General features: G+C 65.7%; 15 protein-coding genes. 12 read left to right on the forward strand and 3 right to left on the reverse strand.

The annotated features are described in order from the left end of the window. Nucleotides 1-22 precede the first annotated feature (22 nt). The 9 genes from CAL13_RS07590 to CAL13_RS07630 all read left to right on the forward strand — a co-directional run bounded on the left by CAL13_RS07590 (nucleotide 23) and on the right by CAL13_RS07630 (nucleotide 9,175). Nucleotides 23-2,575 (forward strand): ABC transporter permease, encoded by a 2,553-nt coding sequence (locus CAL13_RS07590; RefSeq protein ID WP_086071982.1) that lies wholly within the window; start codon nucleotides 23-25, stop codon nucleotides 2,573-2,575. Continuing rightward, on the forward strand, nucleotides 2,572-3,000 hold the full coding sequence (locus CAL13_RS07595; RefSeq protein ID WP_086056865.1) for a group II truncated hemoglobin: 429 nt from the start codon (nucleotides 2,572-2,574) through the stop codon (nucleotides 2,998-3,000). The genes CAL13_RS07590 and CAL13_RS07595 overlap by 4 nt, the downstream gene beginning before the upstream one ends. Before the next feature lie 320 nt (nucleotides 3,001-3,320). Next, complete coding sequence (locus tag CAL13_RS07600) at nucleotides 3,321-4,040, forward strand: 3-deoxy-D-manno-octulosonic acid kinase (protein WP_086071983.1); 720 nt, start codon at nucleotides 3,321-3,323, stop codon at nucleotides 4,038-4,040. 128 nt (nucleotides 4,041-4,168) lie between these two features. Continuing rightward, nucleotides 4,169-5,269 carry a polyamine ABC transporter substrate-binding protein gene (locus tag CAL13_RS07605; protein ID WP_086056867.1) on the forward strand — a complete coding sequence of 367 codons (1,101 nt, stop codon included), beginning with the start codon at nucleotides 4,169-4,171 and terminating at the stop codon, nucleotides 5,267-5,269. A 5-nt stretch (nucleotides 5,270-5,274) separates the two neighbouring features. Beyond that, nucleotides 5,275-6,402, forward strand: coding sequence for an ABC transporter ATP-binding protein (locus CAL13_RS07610; RefSeq protein ID WP_086056868.1), 1,128 nt, complete (start codon nucleotides 5,275-5,277; stop codon nucleotides 6,400-6,402). After that, nucleotides 6,399-7,319, forward strand: coding sequence for an ABC transporter permease subunit (locus tag CAL13_RS07615; RefSeq protein ID WP_086056869.1), 921 nt, complete (start codon nucleotides 6,399-6,401; stop codon nucleotides 7,317-7,319). Before CAL13_RS07610 ends, CAL13_RS07615 begins: the two co-directional genes overlap by 4 nt. 17 nt (nucleotides 7,320-7,336) lie before the next feature. Further along, nucleotides 7,337-8,116 carry an ABC transporter permease subunit gene (locus tag CAL13_RS07620; RefSeq protein WP_420042439.1) on the forward strand — a complete coding sequence of 260 codons (780 nt, stop codon included), beginning with the start codon at nucleotides 7,337-7,339 and terminating at the stop codon, nucleotides 8,114-8,116. Next, nucleotides 8,113-8,469, forward strand: a complete 357-nt coding sequence (locus CAL13_RS07625) for an arsenate reductase (RefSeq protein WP_086071984.1) — start codon at nucleotides 8,113-8,115, stop codon at nucleotides 8,467-8,469. The genes CAL13_RS07620 and CAL13_RS07625 overlap by 4 nt, the downstream gene beginning before the upstream one ends. 13 nt (nucleotides 8,470-8,482) lie before the next feature. After that, nucleotides 8,483-9,175: a DNA-3-methyladenine glycosylase gene (locus tag CAL13_RS07630; protein WP_086073557.1), complete on the forward strand. Its 693-nt coding sequence runs from the start codon at nucleotides 8,483-8,485 to the stop codon at nucleotides 9,173-9,175. A gap of 51 nt (nucleotides 9,176-9,226) precedes the next feature. On the opposite strand, the gene CAL13_RS07635 is transcribed toward CAL13_RS07630, so the two are convergent. After that, nucleotides 9,227-9,976 (reverse strand): YrbL family protein, encoded by a 750-nt coding sequence (locus CAL13_RS07635; protein WP_086071985.1) that lies wholly within the window; start codon nucleotides 9,974-9,976, stop codon nucleotides 9,227-9,229. Nucleotides 9,977-10,147: 171 nt separating this feature from the next. On the opposite strand from CAL13_RS07635, the gene rmuC reads away from it, so the two are divergent. The 3 genes from rmuC to phoU all read left to right on the forward strand — a co-directional run bounded on the left by rmuC (nucleotide 10,148) and on the right by phoU (nucleotide 13,181). Continuing rightward, a complete protein-coding gene (gene rmuC / locus CAL13_RS07640) occupies nucleotides 10,148-11,518 on the forward strand; it encodes a DNA recombination protein RmuC (RefSeq protein WP_086071986.1) in 1,371 nt (456 codons plus the stop codon). A gap of 82 nt (nucleotides 11,519-11,600) precedes the next feature. Next, nucleotides 11,601-12,278 carry a ribose-5-phosphate isomerase RpiA gene (gene rpiA / locus CAL13_RS07645; protein ID WP_086071987.1) on the forward strand — a complete coding sequence of 226 codons (678 nt, stop codon included), beginning with the start codon at nucleotides 11,601-11,603 and terminating at the stop codon, nucleotides 12,276-12,278. Between the two features lie 177 nt (nucleotides 12,279-12,455). After that, nucleotides 12,456-13,181: a phosphate signaling complex protein PhoU gene (phoU, locus tag CAL13_RS07650; protein ID WP_086056876.1), complete on the forward strand. Its 726-nt coding sequence runs from the start codon at nucleotides 12,456-12,458 to the stop codon at nucleotides 13,179-13,181. A gap of 401 nt (nucleotides 13,182-13,582) precedes the next feature. On the opposite strand, the gene CAL13_RS07655 is transcribed toward phoU, so the two are convergent. Further along, nucleotides 13,583-13,855: an oxidative damage protection protein gene (locus CAL13_RS07655; protein WP_086056877.1), complete on the reverse strand. Its 273-nt coding sequence runs from the start codon at nucleotides 13,853-13,855 to the stop codon at nucleotides 13,583-13,585. 110 nt (nucleotides 13,856-13,965) lie between these two features. Continuing rightward, nucleotides 13,966-15,321, reverse strand: coding sequence for an amino-acid N-acetyltransferase (gene argA, locus CAL13_RS07660; protein ID WP_086056878.1), 1,356 nt, complete (start codon nucleotides 15,319-15,321; stop codon nucleotides 13,966-13,968). Nucleotides 15,322-15,656 lie beyond the last annotated feature (335 nt).

A 15,656-nucleotide genomic window follows, 5' to 3' on the forward strand; every position in this document is an offset into this window, starting at 1 on the left:
ACTGTCAGGTTACGATTAGGCCATGCACGATACCTCCGCCGCCCGCCTGGACGCCGCCATTCCGGCATCCGCTCCGACAGGTTTGAGCCACAGCTTGCGGCTGGGCGTGCGCGCGCTGCTGCGCGACTGGCGCGCCGGCGAACTGCGGCTGCTCGTCATCGTGCTCATCGTCGCCGTGGCCGCCGTCACGAGCGTGGGATTTCTCGCCGACCGCGTTGGGCGCGCGCTCGAACGCAATGCCGCCCAAATGCTGGGCGCCGACATCGTGCTGGACGCGGACGAACCGATCCCGGCAGCCTTCGAGCGCCGGGCCCGCGAGCAGGGTTTGCGGCTGGCGCGTACCTACCAATTCCCATCCATGGCCTCGGCCGGCCAATCGTCGCAGCTGGTCTCGCTGAAGGCAGTGGAAGCCGGGTATCCCTTGAGAGGCGGTTTGCGTACGGCTGCAGAGCCGGCGGGCCTGGAAACCGCCACGCGCGACATCCCGGAACCTGGCACCGTGTGGGTCGACGCTCAGGTGTTGTCCGCGCTTGGCGTCCGGATGGGGGATCGCATCGCGCTGGGCGACAGTCAGTTCCGTATCGCGCGCGTGCTGACCTACGAGCCCGACCGCGGCATGCAGTTCGTGAACCTGTCGCCGCGCGTCTTGATGCGCGCGGACGAGCTGGCGGCCACCCATTTGCTCGCGCCGGGCAGCCGTGTCGGTTACGGCCTGCTGGCTGCCGGCGATGCGTCCGCGGTGGCGGCTTACTCCCAATGGCTGCAAGCCCATCTGCAGCGCGGCCAGAAAATCGCAACGGTCGAGTCTGGACGCCCGGAGATCCGGCGCATGCTCGATCGGGCGCAACGGTTCCTGTCCCTGGTCGCGTTGCTCGCCGTGCTCATTTCCGCGGTGGCGGTCGCGCTCGCCGCCACCCGCTTCATGGTGCGCCATCGGGACGGCATCGCGATCATGCGCTGTCTGGGCGCGACGCAGGCGCAGATTGCCCGCATGTTGGCCGCCGAATTCCTGATGGTCGGGCTGATCGCCTCCCTCGTGGGCGGCATGTTCGGCTATATGGCCCATTTGGGGCTGATCGCCGCGCTGGGCCGCATGCTGGACGCCGATCTCCCGTCGCCATCCATGGTGCCGGGCATCCAGGGACTGGCCACCGGCCTGTGGCTGCTGCTCGGTTTCGCCCTGCCTTCGCTGGCGCAATTGCGCCATGTGCCGCCCGCGCGCGTCCTGCGTCGCGACGTGGGTCTCGTGCGTCCGGGCAGCGCCGCGGGCTACGCCGTCGGCGCGGCGGGCTTCGCCCTCTTGATATGGTGGTTCGCTGGCGACGCCATGCTCGGCGTCGTCATCGCGGGCGGCTTTCTGGGCGCCTTCGCCGCCTTTGCGCTGGTGGCGCTGTTGTGCGTTCAGGCGCTTGCGCGTCTGCGGCGGGCTGCTGGTGGAATGCCGGCTTTGCGCTTCGCCCTTGCGGGCGTGGTGCGGCGGCGGGCCGCCACGGTCACGCAGGTCTGCGCGCTGGCGATCGGCCTGATGGCCTTGCTGCTGCTTACCATGACGCGTACCGATCTGGTCGCAGGCTGGCAGCGGACCCTGCCGCAGGATGCGCCCAATCGTTTTCTGATCAACATCCAGACCGATCAGCGTGAGCCGGTGGCCGCCGCCTTGCGGCAAGCGGGCGTCGGCGACGTCACGCTGTTCCCCATGATCCGGGGACGCCTGGTCGCGGTGAACGGCCGTCCCGTTTCGGCCTCGGATTACGCCGAGGAACGCGCGCGCCGCCTGGTGGATCGGGAGTTCAATCTGTCGTACAGCGCGACCATGCCTTCCTACAACAGCCTGCAGGCGGGCCGCTGGATGTCCGCCGATTCGCGCGAAGTGTCGATGGAATCCGGCATCGCGGCGACGCTGGGCCTGGGGATGGGGGACAAGTTGACGTTCGACATCGCCGGACAGTCCGTGGAGGTTACGGTGACTAGTCTGCGCGGCGTGGACTGGGATACCATGCGGGCGAATTTCTTCGCGATGCTATCGCCCGGCGTGCTTGCCGATGCGCCGCAAAGCTGGATCACCGCGTTTCACCTTCCTTCCGGGCAGCGCGAGCTGCTGCCGCGCCTGGTGCAGCGCTTTCCCAATCTGACCGTGTTCGATGTGGATGCCATCCTGCGGCAATTGCAAGGCGTGCTGGATCAGGTCGTACAGGCCGTCCAGCTGCTGTTCGGTTTCACGCTGGCGGCCGGCGTGCTGGTGCTGACGGCCGCGCTGGCCGCCACGCGCGATGAACGGGTGCGCGAGGCCGCCGTGCTGCGCGCGCTGGGCGCAACACGCCGGCAGCTGGCACGCGCGCAACGTATCGAGCTGCTTGCGGTCGGCGGCCTGGCCGGCCTGCTTGGCGCGGCGGGCGCGGGCGCGGTGGCCTGGGCGCTGTCGCGGCACGTCTTCGATTTCGACATTACCTTCAGTCTGTGGCCATGGCTGGCGGGCGTCGCGGTCGGCATGCTGGGCGCCTGGGCGGGCGGCGCGCTGGCGCTGCGCGGCGTGCTTCGCACGCCGCCCCTGGTCACTCTGAGAGAAGCCCTATGACAACCACCACGCGGGTTCAACCGATTTTCGAACCCCTCGATCACACCCGCACGATTTTTGAACAGCTGGGCGGTGAGCCGGCCGTGCGCGAGCTGGTCAACCGGTTCTATGACCTCATGGACATCGAAGAGGACTTTGCCGCCTTGCGGGCGGCGCACGGTCCGAGTCTGGACGCTGCCCGGGAAAAGCTGTTCCTGTTCCTGTGCGGCTACTTCGGGGGCCCCGACCACTACGTCCAGAAGTATGGCCACCCGCGGCTGCGCGCCCGCCACCTGCCGTTTTCCATCGGCGAGGCAGAACGCGATCAGTGGGTGGCCTGCATGGGAAGGGCGATGCAGGACATGAATGTGCCGGCGCCGTTGATGGACCGCCTGCTGCACGCGTTCTACGGTACGGCCGATTGGATGCGCAATCGTGCGGGGTAGGAGGGCCCACCCCCGAAGCGCTGCGCGCTTCCCCCTCGAGGGGGCGACGCTGGCGGACCGGCGGAGCCGGATCCGCGGCGTCCCGGATCGTGGGGCACCTGTTTTCATGGGAGGGAGGGCCCACCCCCGAAGCGCTGCGCGCTTCCCCCTCGAGGGGGCGACGCTGGCGGACCGGCGGAGCCGGATCCGCGGCGTCCCCGATCGCGGGGCATCTGTTTTCTTCGGCGGACCGGCGGAGCCGGATCCGGGGCGTTCGCGGTCGGGCGGCGGCTGGTTTGGGGCTGGCGCCTTGTTTTTTGCTGCGGCTAGGGTGAGGGGCCATGGGCGCTGAGACGTTACGGGTGGCCTGGCAGGGGAAGCGGCCGGGGGCGATGTGTTATGACGCGATGCAAGTGCCGAGGGCGGATCCGGCAATGTTCGACCCTGCCTACTATGGCGCGCGGGCCGAGCCCGTCGCGGTCGGCGGGCGGCAGTCGGCCTGGTTTGTCGATGGGGATTGCGGGCCGGCCGTGCTGCGTCATTATCGGCGCGGCGGCATGGTGGCGCGGATCAGCCGACAGCGCTATATCTGGCTGGGGGAAGCGCGCACGCGCTGCTTCAGGGAGTTCCGGCTGCTGGAGTCCCTGGCCGCCCAGGGGCTGCCGGTGCCTGCGCCGCTGGCCGCCGCGTATTGGCGGGTGGGTGCGCTGACTTACGAAGCGGCCATTCTGGTGCGGCGCCTGCCCGACGTGCGGCCGCTCGCGCGGATGCTGCAAGAACCCGTTTGGGATGCGGCGGCCGATGCCATCGCGCGGATGCACCAGGCGGGGGTCTGGCATGCCGACCTGAACGCGTACAACATCCTGCTGGATGCGCGCGGGAAAGCCTGGATCATCGATTTCGACCGCGGCAGGCAGGGAGGCGTCTCCGGGCCGGCCAAGCGCCGGAATATGGAGCGACTGCAGCGTTCGCTGGTGAAGGTCGGCGGCGCCGCCGGACAGGCGTTTTTCGAGCGTTTGAACCAGGCCTACCAGAATCGCATGACCCGGGCGCCGGCCTGACGGCAGGGGAAAAAAGGAATTATCATTTTTGCCTTTGCGCGCGGCAGGCCCGCGCTGGGGGCGGCTGGCTGGCATTGTCCGGCGCGGCATCATCGATACGGAATTTTCACGGCAAGGGGCTCTGTAACATGGGTATCAACGCGCGTGCGCGCTTGGCGGCGGGAGCCTTGATGGCGCTGACGGCGTTGTCGGCGAAGGCTCAGGAAAACGTGGTCAACGTCTACAACTGGGCCGAATACACGGCGCCCGACACGATTCCGGGGTTCGAAAAGGAAACCGGCATCAAGGTCCGTTACGACACCTACGACAACAACGATACCCTGCAGGCGAAGCTGCTGACGGGCAAGTCCGGCTACGACGTCGTCGTGCCGTCCACGCATTACGCATCCCGCCAGTTGCAGGGCGGCTTGTTCCAGCCCCTGGACAAGGACAAGATGCCCAATCTGAAGTACCTGGACCCAGACGTGATGGCCCTGGTGGCCCAGGTCGATCCGGGCAACAAGTACTTCGTGCCGTGGGGCTACGGCACCAACGGCCTGGGATACAACGTCACCAAGGTGCAGGCCATCATGGGCAAGGACGCGCCCCTGAACAGCTGGGACATGCTGTTCAAGCCTGAGAACGCCGCCAAGCTGAAGGACTGCGGCATTTCCGTCCTGGACGAAGCGGCGCAGGTCTTTCCGGCGGTGCTCCATTACCTGGGCAAGGATCCCAACAGTACCAATCCGGACGACTACAAGGCGGCGCTGGATGTGCTCAAACAGATCCGCCCCTACATCCGCCAGTTCAGCTCGTCAGGCTATATCGATGAAATGGCCTCGGGCGACCTGTGCATGGTGTACGGGTTCTCCGGCGACGTCATGATCGCGCGCGACCGGGCGAAGCAGAACAAGCAGTCTTTCGAGATCAATTACGTCATTCCGCAAGGCGGAGCGCCGGCCTGGTTCGACGTCATGGCGGTGCCCAAGGATGCGCCGCATCCGGAAAACGCGATGAAGTTCATCAACTACATCGAGACGCCGCAGGTCCACGCCGCCATCACCAACAAGATGTTCTATCCGAACGCCAACAAGGAAGCGCGCAAGTACGTCGTGCCGGAAGTGGCGGACAATCCCATGATCTATCCGCCGGCGGATGTCTCGAAAACGCTCTACGTGATCAAGGCGCAGCCCATCAATATCCTGCGCCTGCAGACCCGCATGTGGGCCGAACTGAAGTCCGGGCGATAAGCATCATGAATGACAGCCGTTACGCGGCCCCCCATGCGGCGGATGCCGACGAATTCGTTCGCGTCTGCGATCTGGTGAAAATCTTCGGCGACACGGTCGCCGTGCGTTCGGTGAACCTGGCGGTGCGCCGCAACGAGCTCTTCGCGCTGCTGGGAAGTTCCGGCTGCGGCAAGTCCACGCTGCTGCGCATGCTGGCCGGATTCGAGGAAGTCACTTCCGGGCAGATCCTGCTGGACGGCGAAGACATCACGAACGTGCCGCCTTATCGCCGCCCGGTCAATATGATGTTCCAGTCGTATGCGCTGTTCCCCCACATGTCGGTGGAGGCCAATGTCGCGTTCGGGCTGAAGCAGGAAGGCGTCGATCGCGCCGAAATCCACGATCGGGTGTTTGAGGCGCTCAACCTCGTCCAGATGGCCGGCTACTCCCGCCGCAAGCCGCACCAGTTGTCCGGCGGGCAGCAGCAGCGCGTGGCGCTGGCGCGCAGCCTCGTCAAGCGGCCGAAGCTGCTGTTGCTCGACGAGCCCATGTCGGCCCTGGACAAGCAGATACGCCAGAACACGCAGATCGAACTCGTGCGCATCCTGGAACAGGTAGGCGTGACGTGCATCATGGTGACGCACGACCAGGAAGAGGCCATGACGATGGCGCACCGGCTGGCGGTCATGACCGAAGGCCAGATCGTCCAGGTCGGCACGCCGCAGGACGTGTACGAGTTTCCGAATTCCCGCTTCGTGGCCGGTTTCATCGGCAGTACCAATCTGTTCTCGGGCACCATCGTCGTGGACGAACCGGACCATGTGGCGATCGAAAGCGACCAGCTGTCGCGTCACCTGTACGTCAGTCATGGGGTAAGCGAGCCGCTGGGCATGCCGGTCCACGTGTCCATCCGTCCCGAACGCATCGTCGTGTCGCGTGAGCAGCCCGACAGCGCCTACAACTGGGCGCACGGCGCGGTCACGCACATGGCATGGATGGGCAGCTATGCGCTGTACCACATCCGGCTCGATTCCGGCGCGACGGTAGAAGCCACCGTGCCAAGGCGCGTCTTCGAAAAAACCGAAGCGCCGGCCGTGCACGAAGAGGTCTACGTCAGTTGGGACGCCGACAGCGCCACGGTACTGCCGTCATGAACGGGTCCTTGCTGCGCCGCCTGCTGCCATCGTCGCGGGCGCTGGCGGTCGTGCCGCCATTTGCCTGGCTGGCCTTGTTCCTGCTCGTGCCTTTCCTGCTCGTGCTGAAGATCAGCTTCGCGGACCTGCAGTTCGGGGTGCCGCCGTACACGCCGCTGGTCGAACTGAAGGACGAGGCCCTGAACTTCAGCCTGCACCTGCGGGGCTACGCGCTGCTGTTCACCGACAGCCTCTATCTGGCGACCTATCTCAGCTCGGTGAAGATCGCCGCGATCAGCACGGTCTGCTGCATTCTCATCGGCTATCCGATGGCGTACTACATCGCACGCTCGAATCCCGAGACGCGCAACATCCTGCTGCTCGGCGTGATCCTGCCGTTCTGGACGTCGCTGCTGCTGCGTGTGTATGCCTGGGTAGGCATCCTGCGCAACGATGGCCTGCTGAACAAGCTGCTGCTCGGGCTGGGCATCATCTCGCAGCCCCTGGAGATCTATCGCACCGATCTGGCGGTTTACATCGGCATGGTCTATTCCTACCTGCCGTTCTTCATCCTGCCGCTTTACGCGAACCTGGTCAAAATGGACCTGCGCCTGCTCGAGGCCGCCTACGACTTGGGTGCGCGTCCCTGGCAGGCGTTCTGGCAGATCACCGTGCCGCTGTCCCGGCCGGGCGTCATTGCCGGCGCGATGCTCGTGTTCATTCCGGCCGTGGGCGAGTACGTCATTCCCGAGATGCTCGGCGGCGCCAACACGCTGATGATGGGCCGCGTCATGTGGAGCGAGTTCTTCAACAATGCGGACTGGCCCATGGCCGCGGCGGTGACGTGCGTGATGGTCCTGCTGCTGCTCGTGCCGTTGGCGCTGTTCCAGTACAACCAGGTCAGGCAGGTGGAGATGATGCGGGAGGGCAAGCTGTGAAAGGGCCTCACCGCGGCATGCGTGCGCTGGCCCTGGGCCTGGGCTTCGCCTTCCTGTATATCCCCATCCTCAGCCTGGTGGTGTTTTCGTTCAACGATTCGCCGCTGGTCACATCCTGGTCCGGTTTTTCCTTCAAGTGGTACGCGTCCTTGTTTCATGACGACGCGCTGCTCAGCGCTGCCTGGCTGTCGTTCCGCGTTGCCGCGCTGGCGGCGACGGCCGCAACGGTGATCGGCACGTGGGCCGGCTACATCCTGGCCCGCATGGGCCGGTTCCGCGGTTTTTCCCTCTACATAGGCATGCTCAGCGCGCCGCTCGTCATTCCCGAAGTCGTCATCGGCATCTCGCTGCTGCTGATGTTCGTGGAAGTGAGGAGCACCATCGGCTGGCCGGAGAACGGCATCTTCACCATCTGGGTGGGGCATACCACCTTCTGCATGGCCTTCGTCGCGGTGATCATCCAGTCGCGCGTACGCGACCTGGACCGTTCGCTGGAAGAGGCCGCGCTGGACCTTGGCGCCACTCCGCTCAAGGTCTTTTTCACCATCACGCTGCCGCTGATCGCCCCGGCGCTGGCGTCGGCCTGGCTGCTTTCCTTCACCCTGTCGCTGGACGACGTCATCCTGTCGTCCTTTCTTTCCGGTCCGGGCTATACCACGCTGCCCATCGAAGTCTTCTCGCGGGTCCGGCTGGGCCTGAAGCCCGAGGTCAATGCGCTGGCGGCGTTGTTCATCCTGACCGTCGGCATATGCGTGGTGGTGGCCAACCGACTCCAACGCCGCAAGGAGAGCGCATGAACTTGCCCATACTCTACGGTTTGAAACAGTGCAGCACCTGCGTAAAGGCGCGGACCTGGCTGGACGGGCACGGCATTGAACACGAGTTCATCGATTACCGCGACCATCCCGTGCCGCCGGCCACGCTGAAAGCCTGGGCCGAGCAGTTGGGCGGGTGGGAAAAGCTGGTGAACCGGACCTCCATGACCTGGCGTGCGTTGCCCGAGTCGCGCAAATCCGCGTCCACCGATGCCCAGTGGCAGGCGCTGATCGCCGAGTATCCGGCCCTGGTGCGGCGGCCGGTCACCGTAACGCCCGACGGTGCGGTAGCCGTCGGGTTCTCGGAAAAACGCTATAGCGAACGTTTTGCCTGATCCCGCCGGGCGCATGCTGCCCGATTCCTTCTTCGACCGCGACGCCCAGCAGGTTGCGCGCGAATTGATCGGCATGGTGCTGCGCCGCCGGCACGGCGACCTGTGGCTGTCCGCGCGGATCATCGAAACCGAAGCCTATTACCTGCACGACAAGGGCAGCCACGCGTCGCTGGGATACACGCACAAGCGGCGCGCGCTGTTCATGGACGGCGGCGCCATCTACATGTATTACGCGCGGGGCGGCGACTCGTTGAACATCAGCGCCGGCGGCCCGGGCAACGCGGTCCTGATCAAATCGGCGCATCCCTGGCTGGACGCGGTGTCCGGCGAGGATTCCCTGGCCCGCATGCAGGCGCTGAACCCCGACGCTCAGGGCCGCTCGCGGCCGCCCCAGCGGCTATGCGCAGGCCAGACGCTGCTGTGCCGAGCGCTGGGCCTGAAAGTGCCGGAATGGGATGGCGGCCGCTTCGATCCGTCGTCGTTCTTCGTGGAAGACATCGGCGCACGGCCGCGCCGCCTGATCCGGACCGTGCGTCTGGGCATACCGGAAGGGCGTGACGCCCATTTGCCTTATCGCTTCGTCGACCCTGCGTACGCGCCGTTCTGCACCCGCAATCCGTTGCGCCGGGGGCAAGTGGCGGGGCGCGACTATGATTGGATCACGCGGCAGGGCAGGCCTTGCAAGGGTCAGGCTGACCCAGCCTGACCCTTTCCAGCATCTTGGCGCTTCGCGCTCTTTCCCTTCCCAGTAGGCGATTCAATCGTGCAGCTGCGGCCGCGCAAGACTGCGCGCCTGCAGCTTGGCGCGCAGCATGCGGTATTTACGCTGGATGCGGCGCCGGTTCAATGTCTTGCTGTAGGCGAACAGCGGGATGGCTTGCTTCGAGCCGAAGCCATCGATCAGATACAGACCGGTTTCGCCGTCGGCGTTCAGGCCCATGACCACGTTGCGCGCCGAGACGTCGTTCAGGACGACATGGTGATCCGCGAGCGCGTCGAAGAAATTGTCCAGCTCGCGGGCAAGCGTTTCGTCCAGGCCGCGTTCGCGCACGATCTGTTCGACCGTCGGCGCCAGGCCGCCCTGTCCGTCGGTGATCTTTTCGACCAGCAATCCCAGGCCGAGATTGGTCTGCGCCAGCCCAAGCATGCGCGCCATGGGGATCTTCCAGCGTCCGGCAGCCGCATGCTGGGCGGCCGCATATTCCGCCAGCTCGGCGATGTGGTTGCGATAGGCGCCGTCGCGCTGCAGGTTCTTGCGCCAGCGGCGCAGCGGACGCGTGCTGAGATGATCCGCCAACTCGGCCAGATCGACCACTTTCACAAGCAGGGACGGGTGGGTGGGGTGCTGGTACACCAGCCGCTCCGCGCCGGATGCGATCGGGCGCAAGCCAGCCAGGTCGAGCATATCGAAGGGGGCAAACGTTTCCCCTGCCACCGGCAGCGGCGCCAGGGACGCCAACGGCGGCGCGGCGAACTCGCGCCTGGCCGGGAGGGAAACGATGCTCATTCGGTGTTGTCCGTGCTGTGTGGCGTTTTTGATTTTTGTAACTGCCACAGTTTTATTACGAAAATTCCACGACTGCAGTAGTTTGACCGGTAAACGCGCGCGCGGAAAGCCAAAAAAGACCGGTGTGGCGCCGGCCCTACAATGCGCGGGTGTCATGCATAGGAGAGGGTGTTGCCGCAAAGCGACATTTTGCTGTTGTCCTGGGTGGGTGCGGCCGCGGCCGTCGTGGCCGCCGTCGCGGCGATTGTGGCAGCGTGGCGGGCCGGACGATCCACCGGCGTCGGCGTTCGCCTGGAGGCGCTGGCCGCGGAGCAGGAGCGCACGGCGCGCGAGCTGCGTTTGGAACTCTCCGAAAGCCAGCGCGGGCTGCGCGTGGAGCTCGGTCAGCAGCTGGACGCGCTGCGCGGCGGCATCGCCCGCGACGCCCAGGCCGCGCGTACCGAAAGCGCCGAGTCGCTGGCGCGGTTCGGCGCGGCTTTCGGCGAGCAGGTGCAGCGCCTGATCGATCTGAACGATCGCCGGATGCAGGAGGTCCGGCAGACCGTGGAGCAGCGCCTGCAGGCGCTCCAGAGCGACAACGCCGGCAAATTGGACGAAATGCGCCGTACGGTGGACGAGAAGCTGCACGCGACGTTGGAACAGCGCCTTGGGGAATCCTTCAAGCTGGTGTCAGACCGCCTGGAGGCGGTGCACAAAGGGCTGGGTGAAATGCAGTCGCTGGCGTCCGGCGTGGGCGACTTGAAACGGGTGCTGACCAACGTCAAGTCGCGCGGCACCTGGGGCGAGGTGCAACTGGCGCGGCTGCTCGAAGACACCATGACTCCCGATCAATATGCCTGCAACGTCAAGCCGGTGCCGGGCAGCGACGCCATCGTCGAATTCGCCATCCGCCTGCCCGGGCGTGCGGAAGGCGGCGCGCCCGTGTGGCTGCCTTTGGACGCCAAGTTTCCCAAGGAAGAATACGAACGCCTGATCGAAGCAGAGCAGGCGGCCGACCCCGATGGGGCTCGCAACGCCGCTGCGGCGCTGGCGCGCGCCGTGGAACTCCAGGCCAAATCCATTGCGGCGAAATACATTGCGCCGCCGCACACAACGGATTTCGCCATCATGTTCCTGCCTACGGAAGGGCTCTACGCCGAAGTCCTGCGGCGGCCGGGCCTGCTGGACAAGTTGCACGGGATGCGCGTCAACGTGGCCGGCCCCGCCAACCTGGCGGCGTTGCTGAACAGCCTGCAGATGGGTTTTCGCACGCTCGCCATCGAGCGGCGGTCTTCCGAAGTCTGGCAGGTGCTGAGGGCGGTCAAAACGGAGTTCGGCCGCTTCGGCGAGGCGCTGGCCGGCGTGAAGCGTACGCTGGATACGGCCAGCAGCAAGATCGGCCAGACGGAGGTCCGCACACGCGCCATGCTGCGCAGCCTGAAGGCCGTGGAGGCGCTGCCGGGCGACGCCCCCGGCGCCGGGGCAGGCGCGCCCGAGCAGGGCGGAAACGGCCTGGCGACGACCGTGTTCGATGCGGACGATGACGAGGCGCCACAGGCGTAGCATGGAGACGGCCGTCGCGCGGGGAACCATGTGCCGGCCGATCTGCTAAATTTTCCCGCTTTACTTTCTTCCAGGTTTTCCCATGCTCAGCCAGCAAGAATTGAAGCAGCAAGCCGCCACTGCCGCGCTCGAATTCGTCGAGGAAGTGGCCGGCGCCGATGTGGTCATCGGCGTCGGCACCGGTTCGACAGCGGACCTTTTCATCGATGGACTGGCCCGCTTCAAGGAAAAACTGCGCGGCACCGTCGCCAGTTCCACCCGCAGCGCTCAACGCCTGCAAGCGCTGGGCATCCCGGTGCTGGATTTGAACGACGTGGAACGCATGCCGATCTACGTGGATGGCGCCGACGAAATCGACGGCAATCTGCACATGATCAAGGGCGGCGGCGGCGCGCTGACGCGCGAGAAGATCGTCGCATCGGTGGCCGACCGCTTCATCTGCATTGCAGACGAATCCAAGCTGGTGAAGCGCCTTGGGACATTCCCGCTGCCCGTGGAGGTCATTCCGATGGCGCGCGCCGCGGTCGCTCGCCAGCTCGCCTCGATGGGAGGGCGGCCGGCCCTGCGCGAAGGATTCGTCACCGACAATGGCAACGTCATCCTGGACGTGTCCGGCCTGCCCATCACGGACGCCGCGGCCCTGGAGCTGCGCATCAACAACCTGCCGGGCGTGGTGACCTGCGGACTGTTCACGCAACCGGGCGCGCACGTCGCGCTGCTCGCCACGCAACAAGGTATCCGGCGCTTGTCCCGGCCCTGACCGGGCGGCATGGAGGCAAGGGCCGCAGCCGCCCGTCGGCTGCGGCGTGAAGCAGTTCATAATGCTGTCACATGGGAGTCATAAGCTGCTGCGCGATGCGGCCCGGGACTTCCATGATGGCATTTCTTGGAGGCGCGCATGGCAATGGCAACATCATCAACCCCGCTGGGAGCCCGGATGACCGAGCACACAAACAAACAATTCGATGCCGACCTGGAACGCGTCCGTTCGCAATTTCTGGCGATGGGCGGCGTGGTGGAAGCCATGATCCAGGATGCCATCGACGCTTTGGCGCAGGGCGATATGGCCCTGGTCGACAAGGTGCGCGAGCGCGAAAAGGAAGTGAACCGCTACGAGGTCGAGATCGATCAGTGCATCAGCCAGATCCTGGCGCGGCACCAGCCGACCGCGATTGACCTGCGCATGCTGCTCGCCGTCAGCAAGATGCTGACCGATATGGAGCGCTGCGGCGACGAGGCGGAAAAGGTCGCCACCGTCGCACGGCGCATCCACGAAGGCGAGGTGCGTACCGTCCCCATGGTCGATCTGCGCCACATCGCGAATCGCGTGCTGAACATGCTCCGTCTGGCGCTGGACGCCTTTGCACGTCTGGACCCGGTGCAAGCCGCGCAGGTGGTGCGCAGCGACAAGGAAGTCGACAAGGAATGGAAGGCCGCCCTGCGGCAGGTCATTTCCTTCATGATCGAAGACCCGCGCACCATCACCCCGTCGATCGACCTGATCTTCATCGCCCGCGCGCTCGAACGCATTGGCGACCACACCAAAAACATGTGCGAGCGCGTCATCTACATGGTCCGCGGCGCCGACGTCCGCCACACCGGCGCCAAGAACGCCGAAAAACAGGCGCGCGGCGAAGAAGAAGACACCGAAACCACCGGCTGACGCTTCCCCGCATTCGTCCCCACCAAAGAAAAGGCGGCCCGTCAGTTCATCAGGGCCGCCTTTTCTTCGATCCACTCACTCGCGCAAGTCGCGACTGCCTCCCGATTCGGGGACGCCGCGGATCCGGCTCCGCCGGTCCGCCAGCGTCGCCCCCTTGAGGGGGAAGCGCGTCAGCGCTTCGGGGGTGGACCTATCCAGGACGCCGCGGATCCGGCTCCGCCGGTCCGCCAGCGTCGCCCCCTCGAGGGGGAAGCGCGTCAGCGCTTCGGGGGTGGACCTATCCAGGACGCCGCGGATCCGGCCCGCCGGTCCGCCAGCGTCGCCCCCTCGAGGGGGAAGCGCGTCAGCGCTTCGGGGGTGGGCCTTCCCTTGGGGAAGCGCGTCAGCGCTTCGAGGGTGGGCTACCCCGCCGGAGGCACGAAGCCCTGCGCTTCAACGCTGCCGTCTTCGAACAGATAGCGCTCCATCTGCTGCTGCAGATACTTGCGGGCACGGGCGTCGGCCAGGTTCAGGCGGTTTTCGTTGACCAGGCGCGTCTGGATTCCTTTCCACTCTTCCCAGGCTTCCTTGGAAATGCTCTGCCAGATGCGCTGGCCCAGTTCGCCGGGGTAGGGCGGGAAATCGAGCCCTTCGGCTTCGCGCTTGAGTTTGACGCAATGAACGGTACGGGTCATGGCTGCCACTGCCTGATGAATTCGGAACCGTCGATTTTACCGAAGCGCGGCCTCGCCTGATCCACCGGCCGGAATCGCCCGATCCAGCATGGCTTTCCGGCCTCGACCCACTAGAGCCGTTTGATGAAAACCAGGCTGTTGCGGGACCGGTTGTAGTGCTGTTGCTTTTCGCGAGGCAGGTCGGCCACGCCGCCCTGTACGAAACCGCGCTTCATGAACCAGTGCGACGTGCGTGTGGTCAGCACGAACAGCCGTTTGGCCCCCAGCGCGCGGGCACGGGATTCCATGTGACGCAGCAGCAGTTCGCCTTCGCCCGAGCCCTGCCATTCCGGGTGGACGATCAGGCACGCCATCTCCGCCATCTGCTCTTCCAGATACGGATGCAGCGCCGCGCATCCGTAGATGACGCCATCGTGCTCCAGAACCGTGAAGTTCTCCACGTCGCGCTCGATCACGCTGCGCCCGCGGGGCACCAGCGTACCGTCCGCTTCCAGCGGCTCCACCAGGCTCAGGATGGCCCCGACGTCGTCCACCGTGGCCGGCCGCAAGTCGTCCAGCTTATCTTCCACCACCATCGTGCCCACACCGTCGTGCGTGAAGATCTCGAGCAGGACGCTGCCGTCCAGGCTGAAGGGCACCACGTGTGCGCGGGCGACGCCGCGCTTCACGGCCTTGGAGCTGTATTCGATGAACAAGGCCGTGTCCTCGTCCAGTTCGCCCTTGGCGAGCAGCGCATCGGCATCCACCCGGGCCAGCTCCGTGTCGATGGTGCCGTCCTCGTTGCGCACGCCGTCCGTGGCGGACAGGAAGATCAGCTTCTCAGCGCGAAGCGCCACGGCGACGCTGGTGGCCAGGTCTTCCATCGCCAGGTTGAAGGCCTCGCCCGTCGGCGAGAACCCCAGCGGCGACAGCAGCACGACCGAACCTTTTTCCATGGCGAAGCGCATGGCGTCCACGTCGATCTTGCGCACGTGGCCGGTGTGCTTGTAATCGACGCCATTGATCACGCCCGTGGGCCGCGCCGTGACGAAGTTTCCGGAGATCACCCGGATCTGCGAATGGGACATCGGGGTGTTGGGCAGCCCCTGGCTGAAGGCCGCCTCGATGTCCAGGCGGATTTCACCGGCGGCTTCTTTCGCGCATTCCAGGGCTGCGGCGTCGGTGGGCGACAGGCCGCGATCGAACTGATGGGTGTAGCCCTTCAGGCGCAGCTGCTCATTGACCTGCGGCCGCGAGCCATGCACGAGCACCAGCCTTATGCCCAGCGCGGAAAGCAGCGACAGATCCTGCACCAGCGCATTGAGCGCGCCAGCCTGGACGAGTTCCCCGCCGAAAGCCACCACGAATGTCTTGCCTCGGAAGGCATGCACATACGGAGCCACTTCTCGGAACCAGCGCACGAACTGGGCGGGTGCAAATCCAGGAGCTTCCTGTGCGGAGACGGTGTCTTGATCCAGGTCGGGCATGATGCGGGCAAAGAGCCGGGAAAACGGAAAAGGGCGGCCAGATTGCGTCTGGGGTTAAGCGTGAAATTATAGTGACCGCGGGAGCGTGCCGGCGTATGCGCCTGTGAACGCAGCGGAGGCGCCCCCCGCCGCTTCCGTGGCGTCGAGGCGTGAAACGATGCTGCCGCATTGTCGTTCCGTTGCGCGCCAACGGGGATCTCCATGCCGTGATTTCGCGGCGGAACCGCCCCGGCAAGGGCCTGTCCGCTGGTTCGGTGATGAAACGACGATGGAGCCCCAAGAGAGGCGGCCCCGTCCAGTAATAAAACCGCAAAATAAGGAAAAAAAGGGCCGCA

It is taken from the genome of Bordetella genomosp. 9, from assembly GCF_002119725.1.
Taxonomy (GTDB): Bacteria; Pseudomonadota; Gammaproteobacteria; order Burkholderiales; family Burkholderiaceae_B; genus Bordetella_C.

Excerpts from the sequence above, each read along its gene's own strand:
- rpiA (WP_086071987.1), top strand. The coding sequence starts at position 11,601 with ATGCTCAGCCAGCAAGAATTGAAGCAGCAAGCCGCCACTGCCGCGCTC.
- argA (WP_086056878.1), bottom strand. The coding sequence starts at position 15,321 with ATGCCCGACCTGGATCAAGACACCGTCTCCGCACAGGAAGCTCCTGGA.
- CAL13_RS07590 (WP_086071982.1), top strand. The coding sequence starts at position 23 with ATGCACGATACCTCCGCCGCCCGCCTGGACGCCGCCATTCCGGCATCC.
- CAL13_RS07610 (WP_086056868.1), top strand. The coding sequence starts at position 5,275 with ATGAATGACAGCCGTTACGCGGCCCCCCATGCGGCGGATGCCGACGAA.
- CAL13_RS07620 (WP_420042439.1), top strand. The coding sequence starts at position 7,337 with ATGCGTGCGCTGGCCCTGGGCCTGGGCTTCGCCTTCCTGTATATCCCC.
- CAL13_RS07605 (WP_086056867.1), top strand. The coding sequence starts at position 4,169 with ATGGGTATCAACGCGCGTGCGCGCTTGGCGGCGGGAGCCTTGATGGCG.
- phoU (WP_086056876.1), top strand. The coding sequence starts at position 12,456 with ATGACCGAGCACACAAACAAACAATTCGATGCCGACCTGGAACGCGTC.
- CAL13_RS07635 (WP_086071985.1), bottom strand. The coding sequence starts at position 9,976 with ATGAGCATCGTTTCCCTCCCGGCCAGGCGCGAGTTCGCCGCGCCGCCG.
- CAL13_RS07655 (WP_086056877.1), bottom strand. The coding sequence starts at position 13,855 with ATGACCCGTACCGTTCATTGCGTCAAACTCAAGCGCGAAGCCGAAGGG.
- CAL13_RS07600 (WP_086071983.1), top strand. The coding sequence starts at position 3,321 with ATGGGCGCTGAGACGTTACGGGTGGCCTGGCAGGGGAAGCGGCCGGGG.
- CAL13_RS07615 (WP_086056869.1), top strand. The coding sequence starts at position 6,399 with ATGAACGGGTCCTTGCTGCGCCGCCTGCTGCCATCGTCGCGGGCGCTG.
- CAL13_RS07595 (WP_086056865.1), top strand. The coding sequence starts at position 2,572 with ATGACAACCACCACGCGGGTTCAACCGATTTTCGAACCCCTCGATCAC.
- CAL13_RS07630 (WP_086073557.1), top strand. The coding sequence starts at position 8,483 with ATGCTGCCCGATTCCTTCTTCGACCGCGACGCCCAGCAGGTTGCGCGC.
- CAL13_RS07625 (WP_086071984.1), top strand. The coding sequence starts at position 8,113 with ATGAACTTGCCCATACTCTACGGTTTGAAACAGTGCAGCACCTGCGTA.